Raw genomic sequence first — 24,825 nt, forward strand, 5'->3', positions numbered from 1 at the left:
GCTGTTAGTTTCAGACGACTGCTGCCCCGGTGCCGGCGGGGGATTGCCCGGCACTTCGGGTTCCTGTGTGCCTGACTGTGTCGGCATTCCCGATACCTGCGCGAAAGCCAAACTCGAACAGCTTAACAATAACGCCACAAGGACTGAACGTTTCATTTCCTCACTCCGACAGTTGGACCAATAGTGGTTTCAACGGTATTCGGAGTGAAAATGTTCCTTACCCTGAAGCGGTTGGAACGCATATTGAACCATTATATCTAGAAAGTCATGGGAACTCCGAGTTCCTTTTCACATTTGGTCAAATCCTCGGAGAACGTCAGCAACAAGGGATCATAGTCAGGTTCATCAGTGCTGTCGCTTTTAACGTACTCGGATATCGTCTGCGAAACCTTCATGAGGGAACCGGCAGCGACGGCACAACTTTCGTATGCCCGATACTCAGCGGAGCTTTCATGCGCGTCTGCGGCTTGTCGCCAGTCAGACTGAGCACGCGCAACAGGATTCGTCACCTTTTCCTCCATGGCGATGCCCAGCTCCCTGGAACGCCCATCTGAATTCTCGCCCAGTTCGATATAAGTCATCATCCCAGAAACGACGGCCTTATGAAGCGCCAGAGCATCTTCTTTCGCACCAGCAAAAGCCGGAGATGCGGCAACCAAAGTTAGATTCATAGCAATAAAACTGGACACCAAACGCATAAATTACTCCTGAACAATAAAAGGTCCGTCCTTATACCGATGAGTGGAACTCAGCGCAAATCCAGCATTTGCTCAGACGCTTTTTAGTGGAAGGCGTTGAACCGCGCTAAGTTTACCGGAGGCCCTACCTTGTGAAAAAGCCTCGGCGTATTTTGCCATGAGGAACTCGACTACCCACTGAAGCGGTGATTACCTTCATCGACGAATACCCTTCGCTGCTCGGGATCGAGGCGATCTGCAGACGGCTACTGATTGCTCCATCCCCTATTATGAGGTTAGCCGGTTTCATTCCGACGAGATACTAAGCCGCTAGATTATCTGCCGTGCTAACTCGCAGGAAGCCATTGTTGTCCGGAATCGCGAGGGCCATACCCTGCCAATGAGGAACAAAACCCATTTTTGCGCAAACGGGCCCTAAGACCCTGCCAGATTGCCAGATTAGAAAGCTCTTTCTTGAATACTTCTGTGGCGCCCATCGCTTTCAGCAAAGCGTCTTTCCGGACCCCTCAAATTGGCCATGGGTTTTGGCCTAATACATCACTGCCTGTTTCTGCATATAACCCAGAAACTCAGTCGGTCCCCTTTTGCCGATATTGGCTTTCAGACTATCAGGAACCTACCGCCCATATCGAAACGCCCCGATAGGAGTTCTGTGCGCAGTGAAAGAACCATGTACATCTTCCCATGCAAGAGAAGAAAACCTTAGGTATTGAAGACATTGAAATTGTAAGCACCTTCCGAATGAAAGTGGCTCCCCGGGCCGGTGACCTGACACAAAATCAAACCACCTTTAAAACCCAATATTTTCTCTTTAATTCAATGCCTTATAGGAATCACTTCCGCTATGCGCTCCTAGCTGTGTGTACTGCTAGAGGTGCCTTTTGTGTACTGCGAATGGGCCTTAATGTAAAGCTTTAAGAAAGCCAAATAGCAATTCCACGTGAGCGCAAACCCACGGGGAACTTTTTGCTTAGCCTATCGTGCTTCCTTCGGCCCTTACTTCGGTAGTTCGCTAAAAATCGCATTCGCAAAGACGACAGCCGGTATCGCTTTCGCGAATGGCAGGACATGCAAGATTGCCGTTATCGTTTCTCTGGACAATTTGCCCCGCCAAATCTGATTATTGTGAACCCGCCGATGCAAATGTAAGGAGAATGTAGGCGAAACATGGGGCGCAATACGGCACATGCCGTTGCGATTGGATGAAGTGATTAATGGTAGTTTGATCGGGCTCGCGGGGCTAATCGGAGAGGTTACATTACAAAACGTTGTTACCGATCAGGTACAGCGCGGGATGATAGGCATTTCAGATAAACCGGACGACCTCGTTAGTGAAGCGATGAAAGAACGGCTTCGTGGTTGGATCGTGAAAATCGGCTCTTCCGTTGCCGATGAATATGAGATGCCAAGAGTCGAGGCCAGAATAAAAAGATTTTCTGAAAAGATTGAGAAAACTGATTTCGACAACAGGCAACTGCACCATGAGATTCAAGCACTTCACGAAGCCCTTCAAGACGATGTGAAGTGGCAAGCTATCTATCGTTATTCTAATGAGCAAAAGAAAGTGCTGTTTGCGTGGCGTGGCGACTGGAAAGCAGTCTTGCAGACGTTTCCTGAAGTGCAGGCGGATATAATTGCTGCCGTAGATTTGTGGGCGCTTTCCCATCCGACTGCCAGTGTGTTTCATTTGATGCGTGTGCTGGAGCACGGGCTATCTGCCTTGGCTAACGATCTCGGTGTGCAAGCAGATGGCAAGGTTTGGGGCGTCATTCTAAACGAGATAGAGAAGGCTATTAAAGTAGAAATGGATATGCCTGGACGGGCGAAGCGTACGGGACGGCTCCAGTATCTATCCGAAGCCGCCAAAGAATTCTCCTACTTCAAAGATGGGTGGCGAAATTACGTGTCTCACAACAAAGCGGTCTACGATGTGCATCAGGCGCGAAACGTCATGGAGCATGTGCGGAATTTCATGACCACGCTGGCGAAAAATCTTGCCTCAGCTAAGCAATCGGGAACCCGTAGTTAGTTGCCCGGTCTGCCTGAATGCCTGTTCCGCCACAGATGGGAGGTTTTCTAGAAGAAACGCAGAAGGCGCCGGGAGTTACCCCGGGGTTGTCTTAAGTTTATCGATTGTTGAGCCGTTCGTCGTCTTCAGCGGCCTTGAGATACTCTTTGCGTTTCTCCTCTTGCCGTTTTTTCGTTGCCGCTTCCCTTTCTTCTAGGACGCGAATACCGTCCGGTTTCGCTATCTCCGATGCGGTCTTATCGTCCAGCTTCCGCTCGAAGACTTGGCCGAAGTCCGTGAACTGACGAGTGAAGAAGTCGGATGCCGCCCTGACGTTACGCTTAGCTCGATCTGGCATGTGAACCACAGGTAAGCCGGACTCATACTGAAGGACGGCTTGATGGTCTGCGCGTTTTCCGGTCTTCTTCCAGACAGGGGGCTTCCCCTCATCGGCGGTGTTCACCCAGATTTCACGGCTCTTGTTGATCCAGACCAAATCTCCGTCCTTGTCCTTCACCTGATACAAGCCCTTGGACATGACGCTTTGATTGAACTGGTTATATGTAGCATTCGCCTTGGTTGCGGCTTCCCGGTTCGCATTATCCCACGCCCTGAGATTGCTTAAGGTGAACAGATGCATGTTCCCTTGGTCGTCGGTGAGAGGACTCATCGTGGACTTATCGACAAGGAAGAATCGCCCATCTTTGTCGCCAGTCTGATAAATCGTGATGTCTGACTTGTTGTAAGCCTTCCCCTTGCTGTCTTCGAGAAACGCCTCGACTTGCGCATTGACCGCACCTTGGAAATCGCTTGGCATGTCAGCACGTGTTCCCATGGCTCCTACGTCGATAAGCGTTCCGTTGTAGTGAATGGCTGAGTTCTGGATTGCCGCCTTGGCAGCGCTAACCGCTTCCTTCCCACTGAGACCAGCCGAAGCGTATTTCTCAGCAAGGTCCACGAGGTGATCCTCAACCATGCCTGAGTTTTCCATCGACACCGATCCAAGGCTAAACCATTTGCTTTCCCGAAGTGCACTAACTTCGTTAATGATGGCTTGTCGTTCCTTGTACACCCTATCCGGTTTCATCTTCGATAGGATACTGGGCAATTAGATGGTCTGCCGTAACATCCCTGCGGAAACCTTCATCTTGCGGGTCGTCGGGGTCAGAGCCTCCCTGCCAATGAGGATCGAAACCCATTTCACGTAGGCGCGTCCTCAGTCCCTGCCAGATTTCAAACTCGGAAAGCTCTTTCTTGGGTACGTTTGTAGCACCTACTGATTTCAGCAAGGCGTCTTTCAGTATCTTCTCAAATTTGCCGTGGGTTTTGGCGTAACGTGTCGCTGCCTGCTTCTGCGTATCCCCCAGAAACTCAGTCAGTTCTCTCTTGCCGATAACGGCTTTCAGATCATCAGGAACCCGCCGACGATATCGAAACGTCCCGGCAGGAGTCTTCTGTACGTACTTCAAGGTAAGACCCATGTGTACCTTCCCGTGTACTGCATTGTGTACTGGAAAGAAACCCTAGGCATTGAAAACATTGAGAAATAAGCACTTTCTGAATGAAAGTGGCTCCCCGGGCCGGATTCGAACCAGCGACCAACCGGTTAACAGCCGGTTGCTCTACCGCTGAGCTACCGGGGAACAGGTGCTCGTTGCGTCAGCGAGGTGGCGTATAGCAAAAGGATTTCACGTTTGCAAAGGGCTAAATCCATTTTTTTTCATCTTTTTGCATTATGCCCTGGAAACCCTATATGCTCCGGGGTGTTTTCCATCTGTGAATAGCAACTTATCAGCCTTAGAGATGCCTCCGTGACTGAGCGATATGCCGAAATGCCCCCTAAAAAAGCCATTGTGATTCTTGGCCGACGAATCCCAATGCCCCAATCGGTCCTGATGCGTCGTATGCTTGGCGGCACGCTCGTTGTCGGTGGATCATTGGGTTTTCTTCCGATTCTCGGTTTCTGGATGCTCCCACTCGGACTCATCGTCCTGTCTCACGATTCTCATCGCGTGCGTCGCTGGCGCCGTAAAAGTGAAATTCATATCTGGCGCAAATGGCTGAAGCGCAAGCCAATCAACAACCCTGAGTGATCGGTTTGCCCAAGCCCGGATATTGCGGACGCTCAAATGACAGGACTCATGAACAGCACGCCAAGACGAGGCAAACGCTAGACAGATAACCGCGAGGCGTCATTTAAAGTCTATTACGCAATTCACCTGGAGTCAGCTGTCGGTATTTTCGCAAAGCAGTCGTCAAATGACTCTGACTGGAAAAATTCAAATGGCTCGCAATTTCTCTTATCGACATCGATGTCTTTCTAAGCAGTCGCTCTGCCTCATCAAGTCGTAGCCCGAGCAGATACTGATGCGGCGTCTGTCCGATACTATTTCGGAAACACGTCGAAAAGTGGCCCGCTGAAATTCCTACCACCGCAGCCATGTCAGGGACCGAAAGAGACTTATGAAAGTTTTGAGTGAGGTATGTTTCTATCTGACGGCACGCTGATTTGCTAAGCCCGATTTTAGTGTCAGCAACAACGCGATCATCTAGCGCATTGCGAGCTATCGTATGCATGAGGACCAACCCAAGAGCCCTGAGATAAGGTTCGTCTTGCTCTGCCTGCAAGCAGATTTCGTCCCAGATCATGCTTGATATGGGCAAACACTCTTTGCATACGAATTTAACAACGCTTTCAGTGGCATTGATTTCACGAATTAATGGATTCTGGAGATGCATATCCCGAAGCCCCCCTCCATTAAACTGCCCGATTAGTATTTCTGTTGGTTCGGGCCAGTCGATGGCTAACTCCATAGAATCCGGGATAATGAAAACGGTTCCGACCGGGCAACTGGAATTTTCGTGTGCCTGCACAGGAAAATTCCACCTTAGATTGCGAACCTGTTCTCTCAGGATAAGGAATGTCGTCCGGTTTGCGCGATAGGTGATTGACCCGGCCTGGATAGAGGCGCAAGTCAAGCCGCATTTAGTCCTGCTCAGATGGAGCTCCTCGCCCCCCCTCCCCACAGCGGCGGTCTCTTCCGGAATAATCAACGATAAATCAATTAATAAGCTCATCGTCCGCTCGTTCACCCAATCTGAGAACAGAGAATAAAACTCCCCGGCTCGTACGGAGACCGCAAGGCTATCCTGCCATCCACCCGTTACGAAGGCGCAACCCAATAATGCAGTCGGCTATGCTGGCGCAATCTATACGTGTATAAGCATTTTGCAACCGGAATCTTAAACCCTAGCGAGAAACCCGCTAATGCAAATAGCTTGCATTAGCGCTTGCCATCGGACATCTAACCAGTTATGCAATTGCAACTTATTAGCAACAAGGATTAGGTATGTTGAACTGTATTTCTCGAACCACGACATTGGGCCTCTTGAGTTTGGCACTTCTCTGGGCGGGTAGCGACGGCGCATTCGCTGAGAAATTCAAGGTCGTCACGACATTCACCGTTATTGCCGATATTGCGCAGAATGTTGCAGGCGATGCCGCAATCGTGGAATCGATTACGAAACCAGGGGCAGAGATTCATAATTACCAACCCACGCCCGGCGACCTGCTGAAAGCGCAGGATGCGAAACTGGTTCTCTGGAATGGTCTTGGTCTGGAACTTTGGTTCGAAAAATTCTTTTCGCGTCTCCAGAATGTGCCGAGTGCTGTAGTTTCCGACGGCGTCGAACCAATCGACATTTCCGAGGGGCCGTATAGCGGTAAGCCCAATCCCCACGCCTGGATGTCACCCAATGCCGCATTGATCTATGTCGATAATATTCGAGACGCTCTTGTCAAAAACGATCCTGGAAACACTCGCTTCTACAAGGCAAACGCCGAGGCCTACAAGGCCAAGATTAAAGCCACAATCGAGCCCATCCGGGCTGAGCTGATGGCAATACCCGACGACAAACGCTGGCTGGTTTCGAGCGAAGGTGCGTTCTCATATCTCGCGCGAGATTTTGGCCTCAAGGAACTGTATCTCTGGCCAATCAATGCCGACCAACAGGGCACACCCCAACAGGTTCGCAGAGTAATTGATGCAGTGCGCCAGCACGGCATTATGGCCGTTTTCTCTGAAAGCACAGTCTCCTCTGCTCCAGCCGAACAGGTTGCCCGTGAAACCAGCGCAAAATACGCCGGGGTTCTTTATGTTGATTCGCTTTCTGGGCCGGATGGCCCCGTGCCAACATATATCGACCTCTTGAAAGTGACCTCCGGCACGATCGCTGAAGGACTCAGACAATGAAAGCTCTCATAGGCCTTCATGGAAATGCCTCCGCCGCGATGGATACAGGCGCGGTCGATGGTATTAATGTGCAGAAGGCAACCGTTACATACCGCAATGGTCATACGGCTCTGCACAATGCAAGTTTCGCAATTCCAACCGGAACGATTACCGCACTCGTGGGCGTCAATGGCTCCGGAAAATCAACGCTGTTCAAGGCGATCATGGGTTTCGTGAAACTCGCCAAGGGTGAAATATCCATTCTCGGAATGCCGGTTGGAACTGCGCTCAAAAAGAACCTCGTGGCTTATGTCCCGCAAAGTGAGGATGTTGACTGGAACTTCCCTGTTCTCGTCGAAGATGTTGTCATGATGGGCCGCTATGGCCACATGGGGATGATGCGCATGCCTCGTCCGGCCGACAGGGACGCCGTGGCCAAAGCGCTTGCCCGCGTCAATATGCTCGAGTTTCGCCACCGTCAGATCGGTGAACTTTCAGGAGGGCAAAAGAAACGGGTGTTTCTCGCGCGAGCACTCGCTCACGATGGCAAGGTCATTCTTCTTGATGAGCCCTTTACCGGCGTAGATGTCAAAACGGAGGAGGCAATCATAACCCTCCTTCAAAGCTTGCGCGATGAAGGGCGTGTTATGCTGGTTTCCACGCATAATCTCGGTAGTGTTCCAGAGTTTTGCGACCGGACGGTACTGTTGAAGCGAACGGTACTGGGATACGGGCTGACTGCCGACGTTTTCACCCAGGCAAATCTCGAAAAGACTTTCGATGGCGTGCTTCGTCATCTCGTGCTGGGGGCGTCCAAGGACGCAGGACGAGCTGTGGTCAGTGTCATAACGGATGATGAACGACCGTTTGTTGTCTATGAGGACGAAACCTCTGCGAGCAAGAGGAGCCAAAAACAATGACAATGCTGCTCGAGCCGTTCAGCTATAATTATATGCTGAATGCGATGTGGGTTTCGGCATTGGTCGGCGGTGTCTGCGCCTTCCTGTCGGCGTATCTCATGCTGAAAGGCTGGTCTCTTATCGGCGATGCACTTTCTCACTCCATCGTACCGGGCGTGGCGGGTGCTTATATGCTTGGCCTGCCCTTCTCCATCGGTGCTTTCTTCTCAGGGGGCTTAGCTGCCGCAGCGATGCTTTTTCTCAACCAGCGAACAAAATTGAAGGAAGATGCGATCATCGGACTGATCTTCTCGTCGTTCTTCGGCCTTGGTCTGTTTATGATCTCGCTCAAGCCCACGGCTGTAAGCATTCAAACCATTGTTCTGGGCAATATTCTCGCCATCACGCCGGAAGATACACTACAACTGGCGATCATCAGCGTCGTATCCCTCTCATTACTTCTATTGAAGTGGAAAGACCTGATGGTCGTGTTTTTCGACGAAAACCATGCGCGCTCTATCGGTCTCAAACCCAACCTGTTGAAGGTCATGTTCTTCACACTGTTGTCGGCATCGACTGTCGCCGCCATGCAAACCGTTGGCGCATTTCTGGTCATCTGCATGGTAGTAACACCCGGCGCAACCGCATATCTGCTAACCGACCGCTTTGCGCGACTGCTCTGGATTGCGGTTACCATCGGATCTGTCACAAGTTTCGCCGGCGCCTATATAAGCTATTTCCTTGATGGTGCGACGGGAGGCATCATCGTCGTTCTCCAGACGCTGGTTTTCCTAAGTGTGTTTTTGCTTGCTCCAAAGCACGGGCTGCTGGCCGCACGCCGCAAAGCGGCGATCGCACTCAAGGGGACTTGGCAATGACTCTTCTCGACATGCTGGCTTCGCCTTTCCAGTTCGAATTCATGCAATATGCGCTGGCGATTTCAGTGCTTATCGCGGTTCCGGCAGCATTGCTGTCGTGCTTTCTGGTGCTTAAAGGCTGGTCTCTGATGGGCGATGCGATCAGCCATGCCGTTCTTCCCGGGGTCGTTGTCGCTTATATCATAGGGATCCCTTTCGGCGTCGGAGCCTTTGTCGCGGGCATGGCCTGCGCGCTTGCGACCGGCTATATCGCCGAAAACAGCCGTATCAAACAGGATACGGTGATGGGCATTGTTTTCTCCGGCATGTTCGGCCTCGGCCTCGTTCTCTATGTGGCGATCCGCTCCACAGTGCATCTCGATCATATCCTATTTGGAGACATGCTTGGCATAACTTTATCTGACCTGGTTGAAACCGCCAGTATCGCCACGCTGGTCGCCAGCATTCTGATCGTCAGGTGGCGCGACTTCATGCTACACGCGTTTGATCCCGCACAAGCCCGAGTGGTCGGCCTGCCGGTTCGTCTGCTGCACTATGGTTTGCTTTGCCTGATATCGTTGACGATAGTCGGCGTTCTAAAAGCAGTGGGCATCATTCTGGCCATAGCCATGCTGATTGCGCCGGGTGCGATTGCGTTTCTACTAACGCGCAAGTTCAGCACGATGATGTTGCTTGCAGTGGCAATCGCCGTGACGGCGTCCTTCCTGGGCGTCTACCTATCATTCTTCATCGATAGTGCTCCAGCGCCAACCATCGTTCTGCTGATGACCGTGATGTTCCTCCTCGCCTTTGTTCGCTCCTCCCGGCGCAATGCAAAATTCGAAGGGCGTGTCGAGGTCTGAACCAACCCCAATGACAAATCGGGCCCATACTCTCCGTTGGGGTCCACTTGTTTGCGGCGTGGGCAGCCTTGCAAAGCTGTCCACGCCGTCGGTTGCGCGTCATACAGCTGTTATAAAACCTCGCTAAACAGCCAATAAATGACGTTTCAGAGTGGAACTGAGGTTGTTTTCTCCGCCCAATTTAACTTTTGCGGCTTGTCGAGGTAGCTTAAAGATGCTTCAATCCAAATTGCACGGCTGTGCAGAAAAAACACAACCAGCCGGCGATCCTGGGGAGGAGATGCCTATGCCTGCGTTTCTGGAGGTGGCGGATGCGCGCGTTCGTTATGGCAACAATGAAGTTCTCAAAGGCGTGAACCTGTCCGTCAGGAAGGGTGAGTTCGTTGCGCTTCTAGGCTCGTCCGGTTGCGGCAAGACAACCCTGTTGCGCGCGATTGCCGGCTTCAACGTGCCATCTGGCGGAGCAATCCGGGTTGACGGCAAAGACGTCACCAAACTGCCTCCGGACAAACGCGGCATGGCCCTTGTCTTCCAGTCTTATGCACTCTGGCCGCACATGACAGTGGCGCAGAATATGGGATACGGCCTGCGTATTCGTGGCGCAGCAAAGGAAACCATACGACAGAAGGTCGAGGAAATTGCCCGCCTGCTCGGGCTGGATGCCTTGCTGGAGCGCAAACCTGCCGCCCTTTCCGGCGGGCAGCGCCAGCGTGTTGCTCTCGGACGGGCTCTCGCCATCCAGCCCGACATTCTGCTGCTGGATGAACCGCTTTCCAATCTCGATGCACGCATCAGACTATCGGTTCGCCATGAAATCAGCGCTTTGCAGCGCCGTCTCGGCATCACCGCAGTCCATGTAACTCACGACCGGGAAGAAGCCATGGTGATGGCCGACCGCATCGTCATCCTCAACAATGGCGAAATCGCACAGGCAGGCGCACCGGAAGAAGTTTATAACCACCCGGCGTCGGATTTCGTCGCAGCCTTCATGGGCGCGGAGAATCTGATCGAAGTGCCGGTTCAGATAAAGGCCGATCGCATCGAGATCGCAGCAGGCGCGAATAACAAAGCAAGCACCATTTCAGCAGGGCGTCGCAATTTGTCTGACGGCATGGCGTCGGCACGCTTCCGCAGTGAGGCGGCCCGCCTCACTACGCCGGGGACGAAACGCAATTCGCCGCGATCTGAACTAACGCTCAGCGGAACGGTCGAGCAGACCAGTTATCCCGGCGGCCTGTGGCGGCATATGATCCGTGTCGGCGACCGCCATATCATGGTCGATGCCCAGGAAAGCCATCAGCCCGGCGCGAATGTCGAAATTCACATAGCCGAGCGCGCCCTGTTTTTATTCGACAAATAAATCAGCCGGCCACTCTCTTTTCGCGAATACCCGGCCATGCACCATGGAGTTGAGGGAGACCAATGATCGCTGAAACAGGAAATCAGGCGCAATTTCCAAAATGCACAGCCGTGCAAGCCGTTCGATAGCTCTGCCACATATCAATATGGGAAAAATCCCATCTCGACGTCATTTCCATGGGCGGCTTCGCCCAGGATGCCACCGTTCCCGATAAGCACCACCGGATGCATTGCATCTGTATTCAATCACAAGTCCGGAAAATTCCGGTTTCAGACAGGAGTCCTTTTCATGAGAACGATCCTGAATGCGGCAATGGCAATCGGCCTTACCGTTGCACCGGCTGCCGCCGACGAACTTACCGTCATCACAGCGGGCGACCAGAACATGGTCGATTACATCAATCAGTATCTTGGACCGTTGTTCGAGAAGGAAAATCCCGGAACCACAGTTCGTGTGGTCGGAACAGGTCCCGGCGATGCAGGCTCGCAGAAGGTTCTTGAACGTTTCGAAGCCCAGTCCAAGGCTGGCGTGGAAAAGTGGGATACAGACGTCGCTGTCGTCCACGAGAAATTTGTCGGACCGATGGTAACGGCAAAGTTCCTCGAAAATTATCGGAGCAAGATCGATAGCGGCAAGCTGGTGACGCGCGAAAATGCGAAGATGGCGCTCGGCACTGATGTCGACGGTTACGTCATGCCGATGTTCAACAGCCAGACCGCACTTGCCTACAACCCTGCTCTCGTTGCCAATCCGCCGAAGAGTTACGACGAACTCGTTGCCTGGGCCAAGGAAAATCCCAAGCAATTCGGTTATAACGGCATCAAGGGTGGCGCGTCGGGCGTAAGCTTCGTCATGGGCTGGATCTATGCTTATGGCGGCGACGCAGAGAAGCTGATGAAAGGCCCATTCGAAGAAGGCGCGGCGAAAAACTGGGACAAGGCGTTTGCCTCGCTCAAGGATTTTACAAAGAATGCCACCCTCACCCCAGGCAACGCCGGTACACTGGACATGTTGAGCCGCGGCGAGATCGCGATGGGACCAGTCTGGGTCGACATGTTCTATTCGTGGAAGGCAAATGGACAACTTCCGCCAGAAATGAAACTTGTTTTGCCCGCCCCCGGCATGCCCGGACAGCCGATGCACTATGTGATCCCGGAAAAAAGCGCACATAAGGAACTTGCCGAAAAGTTTGTTGCGTTGGCGACAAGCCCGAAGGTGCAGGCCGAAGGCATCGTCAAGCGCTTCAACTGGTATCCGGGCATCGATGCCGACCACGTCAAGGCAGAGCTGGACAGCGACACCTGGAACAAGCTTTTCACCGATATTTCGCCGGACGACCTCGCGAAATACGGAAAGCCTTTCCCGATCGCACCCTATAACACCGCTATTCTGGAAGCGTATGAGCGTCAGGTAGGCAACTAAACCCTACCCTTGATTGGAGTGCTCAGCTGAACAAGATTTTCAGTCTGAGCGCTCCCGCACTCACTTTCATGAGGTTTCGAATGCCGCATCGACTGACGGGAATTCTGCTTGTCGCGCCCGCGCTGGCGATCGTCCTGCTCCTGTTCATTATACCGCTTTTCGGGGCGATCACCGGAGCTTTCCATGTTTCCGGTGAATGGGGAACCGGCAACTTCACCAAGGCATTCGAGCTTTATTCCAGCGACATAATCTTCACTTTTGTCATTGTCACACTGTCATCTCTGCTGATTGCGTTGTTCTCTATTGCGATCGGCGGCTATTTGACACTGGGCTCCAATGCGCGTGCTGTCACCGTTCTGCGCTGGCTTTATCGCTGGCCGCTTTTTATCCCCTTCATTGTCGTTGGCCAGATACTTCGCACTTTCCTTGCCAAGAACGGTTTGATGAACAGCCTGCTCATCGAAACCGGACTTCTCACGCCGCTGCAGGCAATGAGTTTTCTCGACTGGCGCGGCATCGTCATCGCATTCGTCTGGAAACAAACGCCATTTGTCACACTGCTGCTGGCGGGCGCCATGGCATCCATTGACCGCAGCACAATCGAATCCGCTCGCAATCTTGGCGCCGGACGGCTGCGAATTCTCATCGAAATTGTCCTCCCCCAAGTTCGCCAGACGCTGCTCGTCGGGCTTATCCTGAGCTTTGTCACCATGATGTCCGTCTTGTCCGTACCCTTGATGATCAACGCGCAATCACCAACGATGATTACGGCGAACATGGCATTCCGCATCAATGCTTACGGGGATTACGGCGTCGCGAATGCGCTGGGCACGATCTCACTTCTCATGACCAGTCTTGTCGCCTGGATTTACCTCCGTCAGACCATGAAAGAGCACGGCCAATGAGCAACACCTTCGACTGGCGCTGGATACCCCGCGGTATATTGCTTGGCCTGCTCGCTTTCGCGATTTTCGGGCCGCTCGCCAACCTGCTTCTGTGGGCTGTAGCTGAGCGCTGGTATTTCCCGCACACATTGCCACTTCAATATGGATTTTCATTCTGGGCGAATGTGTTTTCGCCCCGCGGCAATGCGCTATCGTCGCTTGGCACAAGTGTTGTGATTGCAGGGCTGACCGTGATTGTCTCACTCGGTCTCGCCGTCCCTGCAGGGTATGCTCTCGCCAGGCTGAAACTGCCGTTTCGCGGCTTGATCCTTTTGACGCTGCTCATCCCGCAAGCTTTCCCAAACCTGCCCGTTTACGTGAACATTGCCCAAATGTTCTATTCATTCGGCCTGAATGGAACGATCACAGGTGTCGTTCTGGTGCATGTCACCCATGGCCTGGTCTATGCAGTCTGGATTGCCACGGCAGCGTTTTCCGCGATAGACCGTGAGCTTGAAGAAGCTGCGCGGTCAATGGGCGCTTCCGCCCTCAAGACGTTCTTCGACATCACCCTGCCGATAGCCGCGCCCGGTCTTCTTGCAAGCGCGATCTTTGTCTTTCTTGAATCGCTCGATGAATTCACGGGCACTTACTTCGTAGGCGCTCCTGATATTTCCACCCTGCCCTTGCTGCTTTATACAGCAAGTTCCGGAGGCAACTATCAAATCGCATCGATTAGTGCATTGATATTGCTGGTGCCATCGATTGCCTTCATGTTCGTGGTCGAGCGTTTCCTCCGGGCCGATGTCCTTTCAAAAGTAGGGCGATAAAATGCCAGATAAAGAACTGCCTCGAGAGCAGGACATCGTGGACAACCAGCCACGCTTCATCAGTGCACATGAAGTCGCGGTTGAAGCAGGTGTGTCCCGTTCCGCGGTGTCCCGGACCTTTACGCCCGGCGCCAGCGTTTCGCCAGCAACACGCGAAAAGGTGCTGAAAGCGGCTGAAAAACTTGGCTATCAAGTCAATGACCTGGCGCGAGGTCTCCTTGCCAATCGCAGCCGTATCGTTGGCATGATTGCCGCAGACCCGGACAGCCCTTTCCGCTCCCGCCAGATCGCAGCGCTTTCCCGGCGGCTTGCAGCGCGCGGCAGCGTGCCGGTATTGATCCCGACCGGCCAGCACGGAGAAAATCTCTCTGCCGCTCACGAAACGCTGCTTCGTTATCGGGCCGAAGCAACGGTGGTTCTTTCCGGCATGCCCTCCTCATCATTTGTCGAGCTCGCCCAACGAAACGGCCAGACCCTCATTTTGGTCGGGCGAACCGAAGAAGGAGCCGATCACATTCACATTAACAATCGGCTTGCCGCTGAAACGGCGGTCGATATTTTTGCCGCACGTGGCATGAAAAGGCTCGGCCTCATAACGTCGAATGTCGGTAGTCTCAACCTCGTCGAACGAGAGAACGCTTTCATTGAAAAATGTCGAAGCCTTGGATTGAGCGTCAGCGTGCAGCGTGGCGAACTGACAGATTATGACGGCGGTTATGGCGCGGCATCTCTCCTGTTGGGCGAAAAAGAGCGGGTCGAAGGCATTTTCTGCATCAACGATCTTATGGCTTTCGGCATGATGGACTGCGCGCGCGATGTCTTCAATCTCTCCATTCCCGACGATATTTCGGTCATCGGCTTCGACAACGTTACGGAAGCACGCTGGGGCGCCTATCGCCTGACAACATTCGATCAAAATGCAGAACGCCTTTCAGCCGAAATCGTTCGGTTGCTGGACGAACGACATGCGGCACCAAACGCACCGCCCCAAACTGTCATGCTTGAACTGCCGCTCATTCTCCGCAGCAGCGTCAGGCCCATTAAAAACGAACGCGGCACTCGGGGGATGCAGGATCAATGAATTTCCATTCTATATGGTTGCGTCCCGCACGTGACGATCTCCGATTTCTCGAATCTATCGTGACGGAGCTAGCTGGCCGCTTCGCTTCGCCCATATTCGAGCCGCATGCGACGCTCGTGCCCGACATGAGACGTTCGGCAGATGAACTGCTGCCATTGGCGCTCAGCCTTGCAGTTGGCCGCAAACCGCTGGACGTTCTGGTTGAGGGCGTGGTAGGAACGGAAGCTCATTTCCGCTCCTTTTATGCCGCTTTGCAGAAAACGCCTGCACTGATGGCCTTGAAACAGGACTCGCTCGACATTTCGGGAGAGAAAGACGTTTCTGCCTTTCTTCCGCATGTCTCGCTTGCCTACGGCGTCGCCGACCATCCCTCGCGCGAAAGAGAGATGACTCGCATGGCAGGCTTGCTGTTTGGTCGCAGCATTCGCTTCGACCGAATGGTGATCGTCAGTTCTTCCAGCGAAACACCGATTGATCAATGGATCGTCAAACACGAAATCTATCTTGCCGGATAGAAAAAGCCCGCTGATTGGCGGGCTTTTGGACTTTTTAGGCTCAAAGCGGACGCGGATACTGTCTGTGGACTTTCTCGATATCCTCCAGAACGTCATCTGAGAGTTTGATCTGATGCGCCGCGATATCGACTTTCAGTTGCTCGACAGACGTCGCGCCGATGATAGCCGACGTCATGAACGACCGCGTCAACGTAAAGGCGATAGCCATCTGGGCAATATCGAGGCCATGTTTCTTGGCAACATCGATATAGGCGCGAACAGCTGGCTCCGAATGAATGTTGCTGCGCCAGAGGCCGCCTTCGGAAATGGCTGCGCGTGAACCGGCTGGCAGTTTGCCACCCAGATATTTTCCGGTCAGCACACCGGCCGCCAGTGTCGAATAGGCAAGCAATCCCACATTTTCGCAGAGCGACAACTCTGCCAAATCGAAATCGAACTGGCGCTGCAAAAGGCTATATTCATTTTGGATCGAGGCGACGCGCGGCAGGCCGTGCTGTTCGGCCAAACGAAGCCACTGCATTGTTCCCCAGGCTGTCTCATTGGAAAGACCTATATGCCGGATCTTTCCGTCCCGAACCATGTCTCCCAGTCCAAGCAGAACGTCATGCATCTGTTGGGTTTCTGCCGCCCCATCCGTAGTGGAAGGATCGAAGGTCCAGCTTTGGCCAAAATGATAGTGCGCCCGCATTGGCCAATGGACCTGATAAAGGTCGATATAGTCCGTCTGGAGACGCCGCAGGCTATTTTCTACTGCTTCGCGAACACTGGTACGGCTCGGCTTGGCACCATCTCGAATCCAGTTCTGCCTGCCGCCGCCGGCAATCTTGCTTGCCAGCACGACCTTGTCGCGCTTTCCGGATTTCTTGAACCAGCTGCCAATATAAGCCTCTGTCTTGCCATAGCTTTCCGGGCTCATGGGAATGGCATAACCTTCGGCGGTATCGATAAAGTTGATACCGGCATCAAGAGCAATGTCCAGCTGTTCATGAGCATCGAGCTCGGTATTCTGCACGCCCCAGGTCATGGTGCCGAGGCAAATTTCAGTGACAGTAAGGCCAGTACGGCCCAAAGGCTTCATTTTCACGAGAATTTTCCGGATCGATTGTTCGCGACTGCGCGATATGAGAAGGGGACCAATTGATAGCCCCGCTCCCCCGCGACTGACAAGTCTGTCACGAAATTTTTAGGTCAAACTACAAAAACCGCTCTGCCGAATAGGGCCTCGGGTCGATGAAGGTTTCCTCCCCGACAAGCATCTCGGCGAGCAGGCGTCCCGTCGCAGGTCCAAGCGTCAAACCGTGGTGGGCATGACCAAAATTGAACCACAGTCCCTTGTGCCGTGGCGCAGCACCAATGACCGGGCGCATGTCAGGCAGGCAGGGGCGCAGCCCAAGCCATGGCGTTTTTTCGATGGCTTCTCCCAATTGTGGTACCAGCTGGCGTGCGATTTTCTCATCCTTCGTGAGCTGAATACGATTGGCGGGTGCATCTGGCGAAGCGAACTCGATTCCTGTCGATAGACGCACACCCTGAACCATGGGTGCGAGAACATAGCCTGCTTCTTCATCGACGACTGTGTGACCGAGCCGCGAGCCGTCCTTCATGGTGTAATGAAGATGATGACCGCGCTTGATGCCAAGCGGGATCGGATAGCCGAATTTCCTGAAGATGAGATTTGATTGTGGTCCCAACGCCACTACAACGTCACGGGCATGGACAGCGCCCTCTTCCGTTACCACCTGCCAGCCGCTCCCGCCCGGTGCCAGGGTCGTAGCATCGCCATGAACGAAGCTACCGCCATTCCTGATAAACAATTCAGCATAGGCTTTGACCAGTCCACCTGGATTCACAACGGTCTTGGGATCGAGCCAGTGGATGCCGCCCGCCACATCACCGAGCGATGTTTCGCGCTGGCGCAAGGCCGGCGCATCCAGAATGTCATAGGACAAATTGAAACGCTGCAGATCGGGAAGACGCCGAACTGCGGCGTCGAATGCCGAAGATGTCCTGAACACTTCGATCCACCCTTGCGACCGGATCAATTTTTCACTGCCGGACCGCGCTACCAGAACATCGTGTTCGCGGACGCTCGCTTCAATCAATGGCAACATCGCATTCGTGGCAGTTTTCAATCGTTCTGGCGATGACTCTCGCCAATATCGAAACAGCCAGCGAGCCATTTTAGGGATATAGAATGGACTGTAGCGAACGTCTGAGCGACGATTCATGCCATAGCGCACAAGCGTCCAGAAACCTTGCGGAAAGGAATAGGGAATAACGCTTGATCGCTCGATCAGACCCGCATTCCCGAAACTTGTTCCGCTGCCCGGCTCACTCTTATCTATAAGACAGACAGAACGGCCTCGCGCTTGTAGATGCAGTGCCGTTGATACCCCTACAATACCCGCACCCAGAACGATGACATCTTGTTGCTGAATCGGCATTTTCGGCATCCACAAAAGCAGAGAAATAAACGCGCCGATTTGCAGTCGGCGCGCTATTGCTTACAGCAAAGAGCTGTGTCTTTTACAAGTAATCAATAGATATCGAAGTCGAAATATTTCTTCATGATCGCGGCATAAGTCCCATCGTCGCGAATTTTCTTGATCGCCGCATTGAACTGTTCCCGCAGATCGTCATCGCCCTGACGCAGCGCAATGCCGGTATCGGTCCGCGTGCCGGGAATATCGCCAATGAGCTTGCAGCAATCCGCACCGTCGCCCTTGATCCAGTCCGTGATCGGGAATTTGTCGGAAACGACAGCATCGAGACGCCCGTTTTTCAGGTCCGCATTGGCTTCATCGGCAGTGGGATAAAGCTTAACATCAGCGCCTGCCTTGCCGTACACGTCCTCTGCATAATTCCCCTGCGTCGTCGATCCCTGGGCACCAACCGACTTTCCCTTGAAAGCCTCGGCATCCAGAGATGTGATCGTGCTATCTTTCGGCACGACGACAGAAAGCGGAGTGGAATAATACTTGTCGGTGAACGCAACTTCCCTTTTGCGCTCTTCCGTAATGCTCATGGACGAAATGACTGCGTCGAACTTGTTCGATTTGAGGCCTGGAATCATTCCGTCCCAGTCGTTGGCAACAAGCGTGCACTTGGCATCCATGGCCTTGCACAGAGCATTGGCTATGTCGATATCGAGGCCTTGCAGCGAACCATCGGCAGCCACAAAATTAAATGGCGGGTACGCACCTTCGTTTGCAATGCGGATTTCCTTCCATTCCTTGGCCTGCGCTGGCAAAGCAGCGATTATGGACGCGACGCCTGCAAACAGGATGGCTTTCAGCATACTTGTTCCCCTTATTCCTTTGTTATAATTATATTATTGGAGCAATACCCTTTCAGGGCAATGCTCCGTCTCTTTGTGTGTCTTTCAACTGAAACACCGGACGCTCCCGACATCAAGAGAGCGCCCGATGAAATTTTGGCATCAATAGATGTCGAAATCGAAATACTTCTTGCGGATTGTTTCGTAGGTGCCGTTGTCGCGAATTTTCTTGATAGCGGCATTGAACTGTTCACGCAGATCGTCGTCACCCTTGCGAAGAGCAATCGAAATTTTCGTTTCGGAACCTGGAATATCGCCGAGGAACTTGCAGCAGTTCGCACCCGGTTTCTTCAGCCAGTCAGCGGCGAGAAACTTGTCGGCAGCGATTGCATCCAGACGCCCACTCTCAAGGTCGGCATTTGCTTCGTCGGCAGTCGGATAGAGCTTAACCTCTGCTCCTGCCTTGCCGTAGACATCATCAGCATAATTGCCCTGTGTGGTGCCGGCCTGAGCGCCAACCGTCTTTCCGTCGAATGCTGACGGATCAAGCGAGGTCATATCCGTGTCCTTCGGCACGACAACCGCAAGCGGGGTTGTGTAATAGCGATCCGTGAAGGCAACCTGCTTTTCGCGCTCCTCCGTGATGGCCATCGAAGCAATGACCGCATCGAACTTGTTCGCCTGCAAGCCAGGAATCATACCGTCCCAGTCATTGGCCACAATGGTGCACTTGGCTTCCATCGCTTCGCAAAGCGCATTCGCTATATCGAGATCGAAACCTTCAAGTTTGCCGTCTGGAGACATGTAGTTGAACGGAGGATATGCGCCTTCGCTCGCGATACGGATTTCTTTCCATTCCTTCGCCTGAACCGGCAAAGCGAGAAAGACTGAGGCCAGACCGGCCAGCACAACTGATTTCAACATGGCTTTCCTACTTCTTCTGAGCGCACCCCGAACATACTGGATCGGAGTACACAGATAGATACAATAACGCGGACAAACATACTCCATCCGCCAGTTTGGATCGGGCAATGCGCTCAAATCCGATCCTATTCAATTGCGACTTTGGTAGGGCAGAAACGACCGCCGCCAAAAACGCAAACGGGGCCTGCTGCGCACGAGCGCAACAGACCCCGCATTCTTGCGGCAGGAGCTATCAGGCAACCATGCGTGCGCAATGGTCGTCCTGTGCGTAGGCCTTGCCAAAGCGGTTCGCGAGGAATGCTTCGAGCGTGATGTCTTCCTGGCGGATGAAGCCCTGCTGCGGAAGATCGCCCTTGGCGAGCATGTCGAGCACGGCGCAGATTGCCGAAGCCGTCGTGATCTGGATGCCCGAACGAATGATTTTGCCAACCGGAGCGGCGTAAACCTTGTTCGCGTAGGTTTCCTGAACCAGACGACCGTTCTTGGTGCCCGAAACGGTCACGAAAATCACCACAACGTCCTGAAGGGTCGTCGGCAGGGCATTTTCGAAAATGTCCTTGAGCACTTCACGGCGATGGCGCAGGCCGAGATCGTTGAGAAGCGCCTTCATCAGCGCGACGTGACCCGGATAGCGGATGGTGCGGTAGTTGAGCGTGCGCACCTTGCCTTCCAGCGTTTCGCAGAGCGTGCCGAGACCACCGGAGGTGTTGAAGGCTTCGTAGGTAACGCCGTCAAGCGAGAACTCTTCGCGTTCTTCAAGGGCAGGAACTTCAGTCAGCTCGCCATTCACGATGGCTTCGCACGGCTCGATATATTCGTTGATGACGCCGTCGGTGCTCCAGGTCAGGTTGTAGTTCAGAGCATTGGATGGGTACTGCGGCAGAGCGCCAACGCGCATACGAACGCTGTCGAGCTTGTCGAAACGCTTGGCAAGATCATAGGCAGCGATGGAGATGAAGCCAGGAGCGAGGCCGCACTGCGGAATGAAAGCCGTCTTGGCCGTCTTGGCCAGTTCCTTGACGCGGCGCGTGCTGGCAACGTCTTCAGTCAGGTCGAGATAATGGACGCCTGCCTTGGCCGCAGCTTCTGCGATACGGGTGGTAAGATGGAAGGGCGCTGCGCTAAGCACGGCGAACTTGCCGGTAAGAGCCGCTTCGAGAGCCTTGGCATCTTCGATATCAAGAGCCTGCGTCTTGACTTCCACACCGGATTCCAGTGCATCGAGCTGCGCCTGAGAGCGGTCGACAACAGTAACGGCATACTCGCCCGTGGAAGCGAGAAGATCGGCAATGGTGGCGCCAATTTTGCCTGCACCGACAACAACGATCTCTTTCATAAAATTTCCCCTTGGAATGCAATTCGGATATGCAAGAATCGCATAGTTCCATGCAAAAAGAAGCATGCAAACTGACGATATGACGTTGTTTGTTTGCGCATATTGCCGTATTTAACATGCATTATGACGACAGAAGCCGATCTAACCCTCATCGCCCTCCTCCGTGAAAATGCACGGGCCTCCACAGCCGACCTTGCAAGGCGTCTCGGAGTATCCCGAACTACCGTCCAAAGTCGTATTGAGAAGCTGGAAAAGCGGGGAGTTATTGAGGGATACACCGTGCGAATCGCGCCGGAGTTCGAACGGGATCTGGTTCGCGCCCATGTACTGGTGACAGCACTGCCCAAGCTCGCCCCAAAAGTGGAAACTGCACTGCGCGGCATGATGGCCGTCCGTTCGCTTCATTCCGTCAGCGGACATTTCGACATGATCGTTGTTGTGGAAGCCCCCTCCATACAGGAACTCGACGCCATTCTTGACCGCATAGGTGCGTTGGAAGGTGTCGAGCGCACGATGTCGTCCATCATTCTTTCAACACGGATCGATCGCTAAAGCGCAAAATTAGTACTGCGGCAAATGACGCCCTGCGCACCCGTCATATGGCGACCGCATTACTTGCACGCCTTCGGCGGAAGAGCATCGCCGCAAGGCCCAAAAGTACGGTGCCAGCGATGAACAAAAATGCGGCGGCAGCGATAGCCGGACTGATATTTTCCCGAATAGTTGAAAACATCTGGCGCGCCAGAGTGCGCTGATTTGGACCAGCCACGAACAGGGTCAGCACAACTTCGTCCAACGAAGTAGCAAATGCCAGCACCGCACCAGATGCGATGCCCGGCATGGCCAGCGGAAGTGTGATTTTACGAAAAACGGTCAGAGGCGCTGCGCCAAGACTTTCGGCTGCCAGTTCGACACGCCGGTCGATTCCTGCCAGGGCGCCGGTAACGCTCACCAGAACAAAGGGAATCGAAATCACTGTATGGGCAACGATCACGCCGAAATAGGAATTCGCTATCCCGAGCCGGACGAACAATAGCTGCATACCAACGCCCATAACCACAGCAGGAACGACCATGGGCAAGAGGAACAACGTTTTAATCGGGCCGGAAAGAAACAATATCCTGCTACGCAAGCCTAGTGCAGCCGTCGTTCCAAGCCCAGTTGCGAGAATCATCGTGCCCGATCCGATAATCAGGCTGTTGGCTATTGCCCGCCGCCAGACGTCTGCCGTAGCGAGTTCCTCAAACCAGCGCGCGGACCAGCCTGGTACAGGATAGGTCAGGAATACGCTGGACGTAAAAGCAAGCGGAAGAATTGCAAACAGCGGTGCAATCAAAAAGACGACTGCCGCCACACCGAACAGGATTTTAGCGAAGCGCCCCATGGTCACGCTCTCCCCTGCTCATCGGCGGTGAGCCGTCCGTAAACGGCGTAGAGTATCAGGCAGGCCACGAGCAGAACCAGCCCGAGTGCACCAGCCATGCCCCAGTTGGCCGAACCGGTTGCATAATAGGCGATGATCGAGCTTATCATCTGGTCGCTCGGCCCGCCAATCAGTGCTGGTGTGATGTAGTAGCCAATCGCGCTCATGAACACGAGCAGCATCCCGGACAGGATTCCGCGCAGGCTCAATGGCAGCAGGACGCGCAGAAAAGCCCTCCACGGCGGCGCACCAAGGGATGCGGCCGCTGGCATCAGATTGCCCGGGATCGATACGAGCACGCTGTAAATCGGAAGAACCATAAACGGCAAAAGCACATGGGTCATGGCTATCACCACACCCGCCCTGTTGAAGATCAACGGGAATGGCCCATCTGTAATGCCGAGCCAGATCAACGCATCGTTTATTAGTCCCTTATCCTGGAGAAGAATGAACCAGGCAGCGGTTCGCACCAGCAAGGAGGTCCATAAAGGCAGCAGAACGGCAGCAAACAACGCGCTTCTGATCCAGCCCGAAGACGCCGCAAGCAACACAGCATAGGGATAACCGATTGCCGCGCAGGCCAGTGTCACCAGAGCTGCAATCCAAAATGTGCGCAGCATGATCGCACGGTTCGCCGATGCGCCGGGTGCCATAGAGACGATCTCGCCGGATGCGTCGCGCTCCATATCCACGGCCGCTAGCAGGTTGCGATCAGTTGTGGGAGAAAGCGCATTTGCAATCGCCTGCCAGAATTCCGGCCTGCTCCATCGCTTGTCAATCGCTTCAAGATCAGGAACAGGATCGCCCTTCTCGATGGCTGAAAGCGTTTTGCTCATCAAGGTGCGAAAGCCGGATTGGGCACTGTTCAAGCGGCGAACCATATCGCCTATCGCCTGTTGGTCTGTTGAGGCCTTCAGGTCTGCCACCAAAGCCTGTTTCATATCCGGCGATGGCCCGGATTGCCCATCCCACCGGCTTACGGTCTCAGCTGTTTGAGGCAGAACACGCAAAACCGCGGTATCGGACACAGCCTGTTTCATCATGACCCCGAGAGGCCATAGGAAAAACAATGTTATAAAAACAAGCAAAGGCGCAATCAGCAGCACCGCTCGGACAGTTTTGCCGGATAGCGCCCTCATGTGGCTATAGTCCAGCAATCAGTCGCCTTAAATCCCGCTACTACGTCCGTTCCGGGGGCCCATTCACGTGCTTTCCGGTCAAGGCGCACAATAAAATCATAAGCGTCACCATCAAGCTGGATGCGCAGATGATCTCCCTGATAAACGCTGTCTGTCACCCGGGTTCTGAGATTATTATCCGACCCGTCTTCATTGCCCAGTTCGATCCGCTCGGGACGAACAGACAAAAGAACTCTCTGTCCCGTTGGCAGCCCCCTGTTTGATGAGGCTCTTAGCATGCCGCCATTGTTCAGACGAATAAAGGCACTGGTGCCTTCCACCCGTTCAATGGTTCCCTCTGCGAGATTGGTTTCACCTATGAATTCCGCGACGAACCGCGTTTGCGGCTCATCATAGATCGCACGCGGTGTACCGATCTGTTCGATTTTTCCTTTATTGAAAACAGCGATCCTGTCCGACATGGTCAAGGCTTCGCTTTGATCGTGGGTAACAAAAACAATCGTCAATCCCAGCCGGCCATGCAGCGCACGAATGTCGAGTTGCATTTGTTCGCGCAACTGCTTGTCGAGTGCGCCAAGCGGTTCATCCATCAAAACCACACTCGGCTCAAAAACCAGAGCACGGGCAAGCGCCACGCGCTGCTGCTGGCCACCAGAAAGTTGCGAGGGCTTGCGTTCGCGCATAGTGGAAAGCTGCACCATATCGAGCACCTTTTCCACCCTCTCACCGATCTCGCTTTTCCCTCGACCACGCATTTGGAGCGGAAAGGCAATGTTCTCACCGACAGTCATATGAGGGAAAAGCGCATAGTTCTGAAAAACTACCCCCATATTACGCTTGTAAGACGGAACGGTATTGATTGCCTTGCCGTCGACATAGATTGTCCCGCTGCTCGGACTTTCAAATCCCGCCAGCATCATCAGAAGCGTCGTCTTGCCCGACCCTGAAGGGCCGAGCAGGCTCACGAATTCACCTCGATCAATATCGAGGTTCAAACCATCTATAACTTTGAAATCACCGTAGGATTTACTGATATTCTCGAAGCGGATGCGGCAGTCCGTCAATGAATTACTCCAT

General features: G+C 53.6%; 25 protein-coding genes, 1 tRNA gene, 1 pseudogene and 1 other annotated feature. Of the genes and pseudogenes, 14 read left to right on the forward strand and 13 right to left on the reverse strand.

Translation table 11 applies throughout. The features are described from left to right. Positions 1 to 257 precede the first annotated feature (257 nt). Positions 258 to 698, reverse strand: coding sequence for a hypothetical protein (locus AC0TNJ_RS20450; protein ID WP_473772238.1), 441 nt, complete (start codon positions 696 to 698; stop codon positions 258 to 260). 136 nt (positions 699 to 834) lie between these two features. Between AC0TNJ_RS20450 and AC0TNJ_RS20455 the strand changes: the two are divergent. Then, positions 835 to 961 (forward strand): annotated as a pseudogene (locus AC0TNJ_RS20455) (IS3 family transposase); the annotation flags it as partial. Next, positions 843 to 958: a sequence feature (AL1L pseudoknot), on the forward strand. (Overlaps the previous pseudogene by 116 nt.) A 923-nt stretch (positions 962 to 1,884) precedes the next feature. After that, entirely contained in the window at positions 1,885 to 2,727 is an 843-nt protein-coding gene (locus AC0TNJ_RS20460; protein ID WP_473772239.1) for a hypothetical protein, read from the forward strand. Positions 2,728 to 2,824: 97 nt separating this feature from the next. Here AC0TNJ_RS20460 and AC0TNJ_RS20465 read toward each other — a convergent pair whose 3' ends face one another. From AC0TNJ_RS20465 to AC0TNJ_RS20475, 3 genes are all read right to left on the reverse strand, one after another. Then, positions 2,825 to 3,778, reverse strand: coding sequence for a hypothetical protein (locus AC0TNJ_RS20465; RefSeq protein ID WP_473772240.1), 954 nt, complete (start codon positions 3,776 to 3,778; stop codon positions 2,825 to 2,827). Position 3,779: 1 nt separating this feature from the next. Further along, a complete protein-coding gene (locus AC0TNJ_RS20470) occupies positions 3,780 to 4,187 on the reverse strand; it encodes a DUF6538 domain-containing protein (RefSeq protein WP_473772241.1) in 408 nt (135 codons plus the stop codon). Positions 4,188 to 4,274: 87 nt separating this feature from the next. Next, positions 4,275 to 4,349, reverse strand: a tRNA-Asn gene (locus tag AC0TNJ_RS20475). Between the two features lie 168 nt (positions 4,350 to 4,517). On the opposite strand from AC0TNJ_RS20475, the gene AC0TNJ_RS20480 reads away from it, so the two are divergent. After that, entirely contained in the window at positions 4,518 to 4,799 is a 282-nt protein-coding gene (locus AC0TNJ_RS20480; RefSeq protein WP_473772242.1) for a hypothetical protein, read from the forward strand. 103 nt (positions 4,800 to 4,902) lie between these two features. Here the strand turns inward: AC0TNJ_RS20480 and AC0TNJ_RS20485 are convergent, their stop codons facing one another. Further along, positions 4,903 to 5,784, reverse strand: coding sequence for a helix-turn-helix domain-containing protein (locus tag AC0TNJ_RS20485; RefSeq protein ID WP_473772243.1), 882 nt, complete (start codon positions 5,782 to 5,784; stop codon positions 4,903 to 4,905). Between the two features lie 272 nt (positions 5,785 to 6,056). On the opposite strand from AC0TNJ_RS20485, the gene AC0TNJ_RS20490 reads away from it, so the two are divergent. From AC0TNJ_RS20490 to AC0TNJ_RS20535, 10 genes are all read left to right on the forward strand, one after another. After that, positions 6,057 to 6,959: a metal ABC transporter substrate-binding protein gene (locus AC0TNJ_RS20490; protein ID WP_473772244.1), complete on the forward strand. Its 903-nt coding sequence runs from the start codon at positions 6,057 to 6,059 to the stop codon at positions 6,957 to 6,959. Positions 6,960 to 6,997: 38 nt separating this feature from the next. Beyond that, entirely contained in the window at positions 6,998 to 7,858 is an 861-nt protein-coding gene (locus tag AC0TNJ_RS20495) for a manganese/iron ABC transporter ATP-binding protein (protein WP_473772245.1), read from the forward strand. Further along, entirely contained in the window at positions 7,855 to 8,715 is an 861-nt protein-coding gene (locus AC0TNJ_RS20500) for a metal ABC transporter permease (RefSeq protein WP_473768548.1), read from the forward strand. Before AC0TNJ_RS20495 ends, AC0TNJ_RS20500 begins: the two co-directional genes overlap by 4 nt. Then, complete coding sequence (locus AC0TNJ_RS20505) at positions 8,712 to 9,557, forward strand: metal ABC transporter permease (protein ID WP_473772246.1); 846 nt, start codon at positions 8,712 to 8,714, stop codon at positions 9,555 to 9,557. The genes AC0TNJ_RS20500 and AC0TNJ_RS20505 overlap by 4 nt, the downstream gene beginning before the upstream one ends. 286 nt (positions 9,558 to 9,843) lie before the next feature. After that, positions 9,844 to 10,917 carry an ABC transporter ATP-binding protein gene (locus AC0TNJ_RS20510; RefSeq protein WP_473772247.1) on the forward strand — a complete coding sequence of 358 codons (1,074 nt, stop codon included), beginning with the start codon at positions 9,844 to 9,846 and terminating at the stop codon, positions 10,915 to 10,917. A 288-nt stretch (positions 10,918 to 11,205) separates the two neighbouring features. Further along, positions 11,206 to 12,339, forward strand: coding sequence for an ABC transporter substrate-binding protein (locus tag AC0TNJ_RS20515; RefSeq protein WP_473768545.1), 1,134 nt, complete (start codon positions 11,206 to 11,208; stop codon positions 12,337 to 12,339). 80 nt (positions 12,340 to 12,419) lie between these two features. After that, positions 12,420 to 13,244: an ABC transporter permease gene (locus tag AC0TNJ_RS20520; protein ID WP_473768544.1), complete on the forward strand. Its 825-nt coding sequence runs from the start codon at positions 12,420 to 12,422 to the stop codon at positions 13,242 to 13,244. Beyond that, complete coding sequence (locus AC0TNJ_RS20525; protein ID WP_473772248.1) at positions 13,241 to 14,053, forward strand: ABC transporter permease; 813 nt, start codon at positions 13,241 to 13,243, stop codon at positions 14,051 to 14,053. The genes AC0TNJ_RS20520 and AC0TNJ_RS20525 overlap by 4 nt, the downstream gene beginning before the upstream one ends. 1 nt (position 14,054) lies before the next feature. Beyond that, entirely contained in the window at positions 14,055 to 15,134 is a 1,080-nt protein-coding gene (locus AC0TNJ_RS20530; protein ID WP_473772249.1) for a LacI family DNA-binding transcriptional regulator, read from the forward strand. After that, a complete protein-coding gene (locus tag AC0TNJ_RS20535) occupies positions 15,131 to 15,649 on the forward strand; it encodes a 2'-5' RNA ligase family protein (protein ID WP_473772250.1) in 519 nt (172 codons plus the stop codon). Before AC0TNJ_RS20530 ends, AC0TNJ_RS20535 begins: the two co-directional genes overlap by 4 nt. 40 nt (positions 15,650 to 15,689) lie before the next feature. On the opposite strand, the gene AC0TNJ_RS20540 is transcribed toward AC0TNJ_RS20535, so the two are convergent. The 5 genes from AC0TNJ_RS20540 to AC0TNJ_RS20560 all read right to left on the reverse strand — a co-directional run bounded on the left by AC0TNJ_RS20540 (position 15,690) and on the right by AC0TNJ_RS20560 (position 21,186). Then, on the reverse strand, positions 15,690 to 16,727 hold the full coding sequence (locus AC0TNJ_RS20540) for an aldo/keto reductase (protein WP_473768618.1): 1,038 nt from the start codon (positions 16,725 to 16,727) through the stop codon (positions 15,690 to 15,692). Between the two features lie 115 nt (positions 16,728 to 16,842). After that, positions 16,843 to 18,093, reverse strand: a complete 1,251-nt coding sequence (locus AC0TNJ_RS20545; RefSeq protein WP_473772251.1) for an NAD(P)/FAD-dependent oxidoreductase — start codon at positions 18,091 to 18,093, stop codon at positions 16,843 to 16,845. A gap of 92 nt (positions 18,094 to 18,185) precedes the next feature. Continuing rightward, positions 18,186 to 18,947, reverse strand: coding sequence for an ABC transporter substrate-binding protein (locus tag AC0TNJ_RS20550; protein WP_122001817.1), 762 nt, complete (start codon positions 18,945 to 18,947; stop codon positions 18,186 to 18,188). 141 nt (positions 18,948 to 19,088) lie between these two features. Continuing rightward, the gene (locus AC0TNJ_RS20555) at positions 19,089 to 19,850 is read right to left on the reverse strand and encodes an ABC transporter substrate-binding protein (protein WP_122001818.1); all 762 of its coding nucleotides are present in this window, start codon (positions 19,848 to 19,850) and stop codon (positions 19,089 to 19,091) included. 232 nt (positions 19,851 to 20,082) lie between these two features. Beyond that, on the reverse strand, positions 20,083 to 21,186 hold the full coding sequence (locus AC0TNJ_RS20560) for a saccharopine dehydrogenase family protein (protein ID WP_122001819.1): 1,104 nt from the start codon (positions 21,184 to 21,186) through the stop codon (positions 20,083 to 20,085). A 123-nt stretch (positions 21,187 to 21,309) separates the two neighbouring features. Here AC0TNJ_RS20560 and AC0TNJ_RS20565 point away from each other — a divergent pair, with 123 nt between their 5' ends. After that, complete coding sequence (locus tag AC0TNJ_RS20565) at positions 21,310 to 21,738, forward strand: Lrp/AsnC family transcriptional regulator (protein WP_162997329.1); 429 nt, start codon at positions 21,310 to 21,312, stop codon at positions 21,736 to 21,738. Positions 21,739 to 21,781: 43 nt separating this feature from the next. On the opposite strand, the gene AC0TNJ_RS20570 is transcribed toward AC0TNJ_RS20565, so the two are convergent. The 3 genes from AC0TNJ_RS20570 to AC0TNJ_RS20580 are packed head-to-tail and all read right to left on the reverse strand — an operon-like array spanning position 21,782 to position 24,812. Beyond that, on the reverse strand, positions 21,782 to 22,570 hold the full coding sequence (locus AC0TNJ_RS20570) for an ABC transporter permease (protein ID WP_473772252.1): 789 nt from the start codon (positions 22,568 to 22,570) through the stop codon (positions 21,782 to 21,784). 2 nt (positions 22,571 to 22,572) lie between these two features. Beyond that, entirely contained in the window at positions 22,573 to 23,748 is a 1,176-nt protein-coding gene (locus AC0TNJ_RS20575) for an ABC transporter permease (protein WP_473772253.1), read from the reverse strand. Continuing rightward, on the reverse strand, positions 23,745 to 24,812 hold the full coding sequence (locus AC0TNJ_RS20580; RefSeq protein ID WP_473772254.1) for an ABC transporter ATP-binding protein: 1,068 nt from the start codon (positions 24,810 to 24,812) through the stop codon (positions 23,745 to 23,747). Before AC0TNJ_RS20580 ends, AC0TNJ_RS20575 begins: the two co-directional genes overlap by 4 nt. Between the last annotated feature and the right edge of the window lie 13 nt (positions 24,813 to 24,825).

This window comes from Ochrobactrum sp. PL_is483, assembly GCF_055816855.1.

What these genes read in the sequence shown, in the direction of transcription:
- AC0TNJ_RS20575 (WP_473772253.1), bottom strand. Translation starts at nt 23,748, where the DNA reads ATGAGGGCGCTATCCGGCAAAACTGTCCGAGCGGTGCTGCTGATTGCG.
- AC0TNJ_RS20530 (WP_473772249.1), top strand. Translation starts at nt 14,055, where the DNA reads ATGCCAGATAAAGAACTGCCTCGAGAGCAGGACATCGTGGACAACCAG.
- AC0TNJ_RS20460 (WP_473772239.1), top strand. Translation starts at nt 1,885, where the DNA reads ATGCCGTTGCGATTGGATGAAGTGATTAATGGTAGTTTGATCGGGCTC.
- AC0TNJ_RS20550 (WP_122001817.1), bottom strand. Translation starts at nt 18,947, where the DNA reads ATGCTGAAAGCCATCCTGTTTGCAGGCGTCGCGTCCATAATCGCTGCT.
- AC0TNJ_RS20560 (WP_122001819.1), bottom strand. Translation starts at nt 21,186, where the DNA reads ATGAAAGAGATCGTTGTTGTCGGTGCAGGCAAAATTGGCGCCACCATT.
- AC0TNJ_RS20515 (WP_473768545.1), top strand. Translation starts at nt 11,206, where the DNA reads ATGAGAACGATCCTGAATGCGGCAATGGCAATCGGCCTTACCGTTGCA.
- AC0TNJ_RS20545 (WP_473772251.1), bottom strand. Translation starts at nt 18,093, where the DNA reads ATGCCGATTCAGCAACAAGATGTCATCGTTCTGGGTGCGGGTATTGTA.
- AC0TNJ_RS20495 (WP_473772245.1), top strand. Translation starts at nt 6,998, where the DNA reads ATGGATACAGGCGCGGTCGATGGTATTAATGTGCAGAAGGCAACCGTT.
- AC0TNJ_RS20520 (WP_473768544.1), top strand. Translation starts at nt 12,420, where the DNA reads ATGCCGCATCGACTGACGGGAATTCTGCTTGTCGCGCCCGCGCTGGCG.
- AC0TNJ_RS20555 (WP_122001818.1), bottom strand. Translation starts at nt 19,850, where the DNA reads ATGTTGAAATCAGTTGTGCTGGCCGGTCTGGCCTCAGTCTTTCTCGCT.
- AC0TNJ_RS20485 (WP_473772243.1), bottom strand. Translation starts at nt 5,784, where the DNA reads ATGAGCTTATTAATTGATTTATCGTTGATTATTCCGGAAGAGACCGCC.
- AC0TNJ_RS20565 (WP_162997329.1), top strand. Translation starts at nt 21,310, where the DNA reads ATGACGACAGAAGCCGATCTAACCCTCATCGCCCTCCTCCGTGAAAAT.
- AC0TNJ_RS20570 (WP_473772252.1), bottom strand. Translation starts at nt 22,570, where the DNA reads ATGGGGCGCTTCGCTAAAATCCTGTTCGGTGTGGCGGCAGTCGTCTTT.
- AC0TNJ_RS20525 (WP_473772248.1), top strand. Translation starts at nt 13,241, where the DNA reads ATGAGCAACACCTTCGACTGGCGCTGGATACCCCGCGGTATATTGCTT.
- AC0TNJ_RS20535 (WP_473772250.1), top strand. Translation starts at nt 15,131, where the DNA reads ATGAATTTCCATTCTATATGGTTGCGTCCCGCACGTGACGATCTCCGA.
- AC0TNJ_RS20500 (WP_473768548.1), top strand. Translation starts at nt 7,855, where the DNA reads ATGACAATGCTGCTCGAGCCGTTCAGCTATAATTATATGCTGAATGCG.
- AC0TNJ_RS20450 (WP_473772238.1), bottom strand. Translation starts at nt 698, where the DNA reads ATGCGTTTGGTGTCCAGTTTTATTGCTATGAATCTAACTTTGGTTGCC.
- AC0TNJ_RS20540 (WP_473768618.1), bottom strand. Translation starts at nt 16,727, where the DNA reads ATGAAGCCTTTGGGCCGTACTGGCCTTACTGTCACTGAAATTTGCCTC.
- AC0TNJ_RS20510 (WP_473772247.1), top strand. Translation starts at nt 9,844, where the DNA reads ATGCCTGCGTTTCTGGAGGTGGCGGATGCGCGCGTTCGTTATGGCAAC.
- AC0TNJ_RS20505 (WP_473772246.1), top strand. Translation starts at nt 8,712, where the DNA reads ATGACTCTTCTCGACATGCTGGCTTCGCCTTTCCAGTTCGAATTCATG.
- AC0TNJ_RS20490 (WP_473772244.1), top strand. Translation starts at nt 6,057, where the DNA reads ATGTTGAACTGTATTTCTCGAACCACGACATTGGGCCTCTTGAGTTTG.
- AC0TNJ_RS20470 (WP_473772241.1), bottom strand. Translation starts at nt 4,187, where the DNA reads ATGGGTCTTACCTTGAAGTACGTACAGAAGACTCCTGCCGGGACGTTT.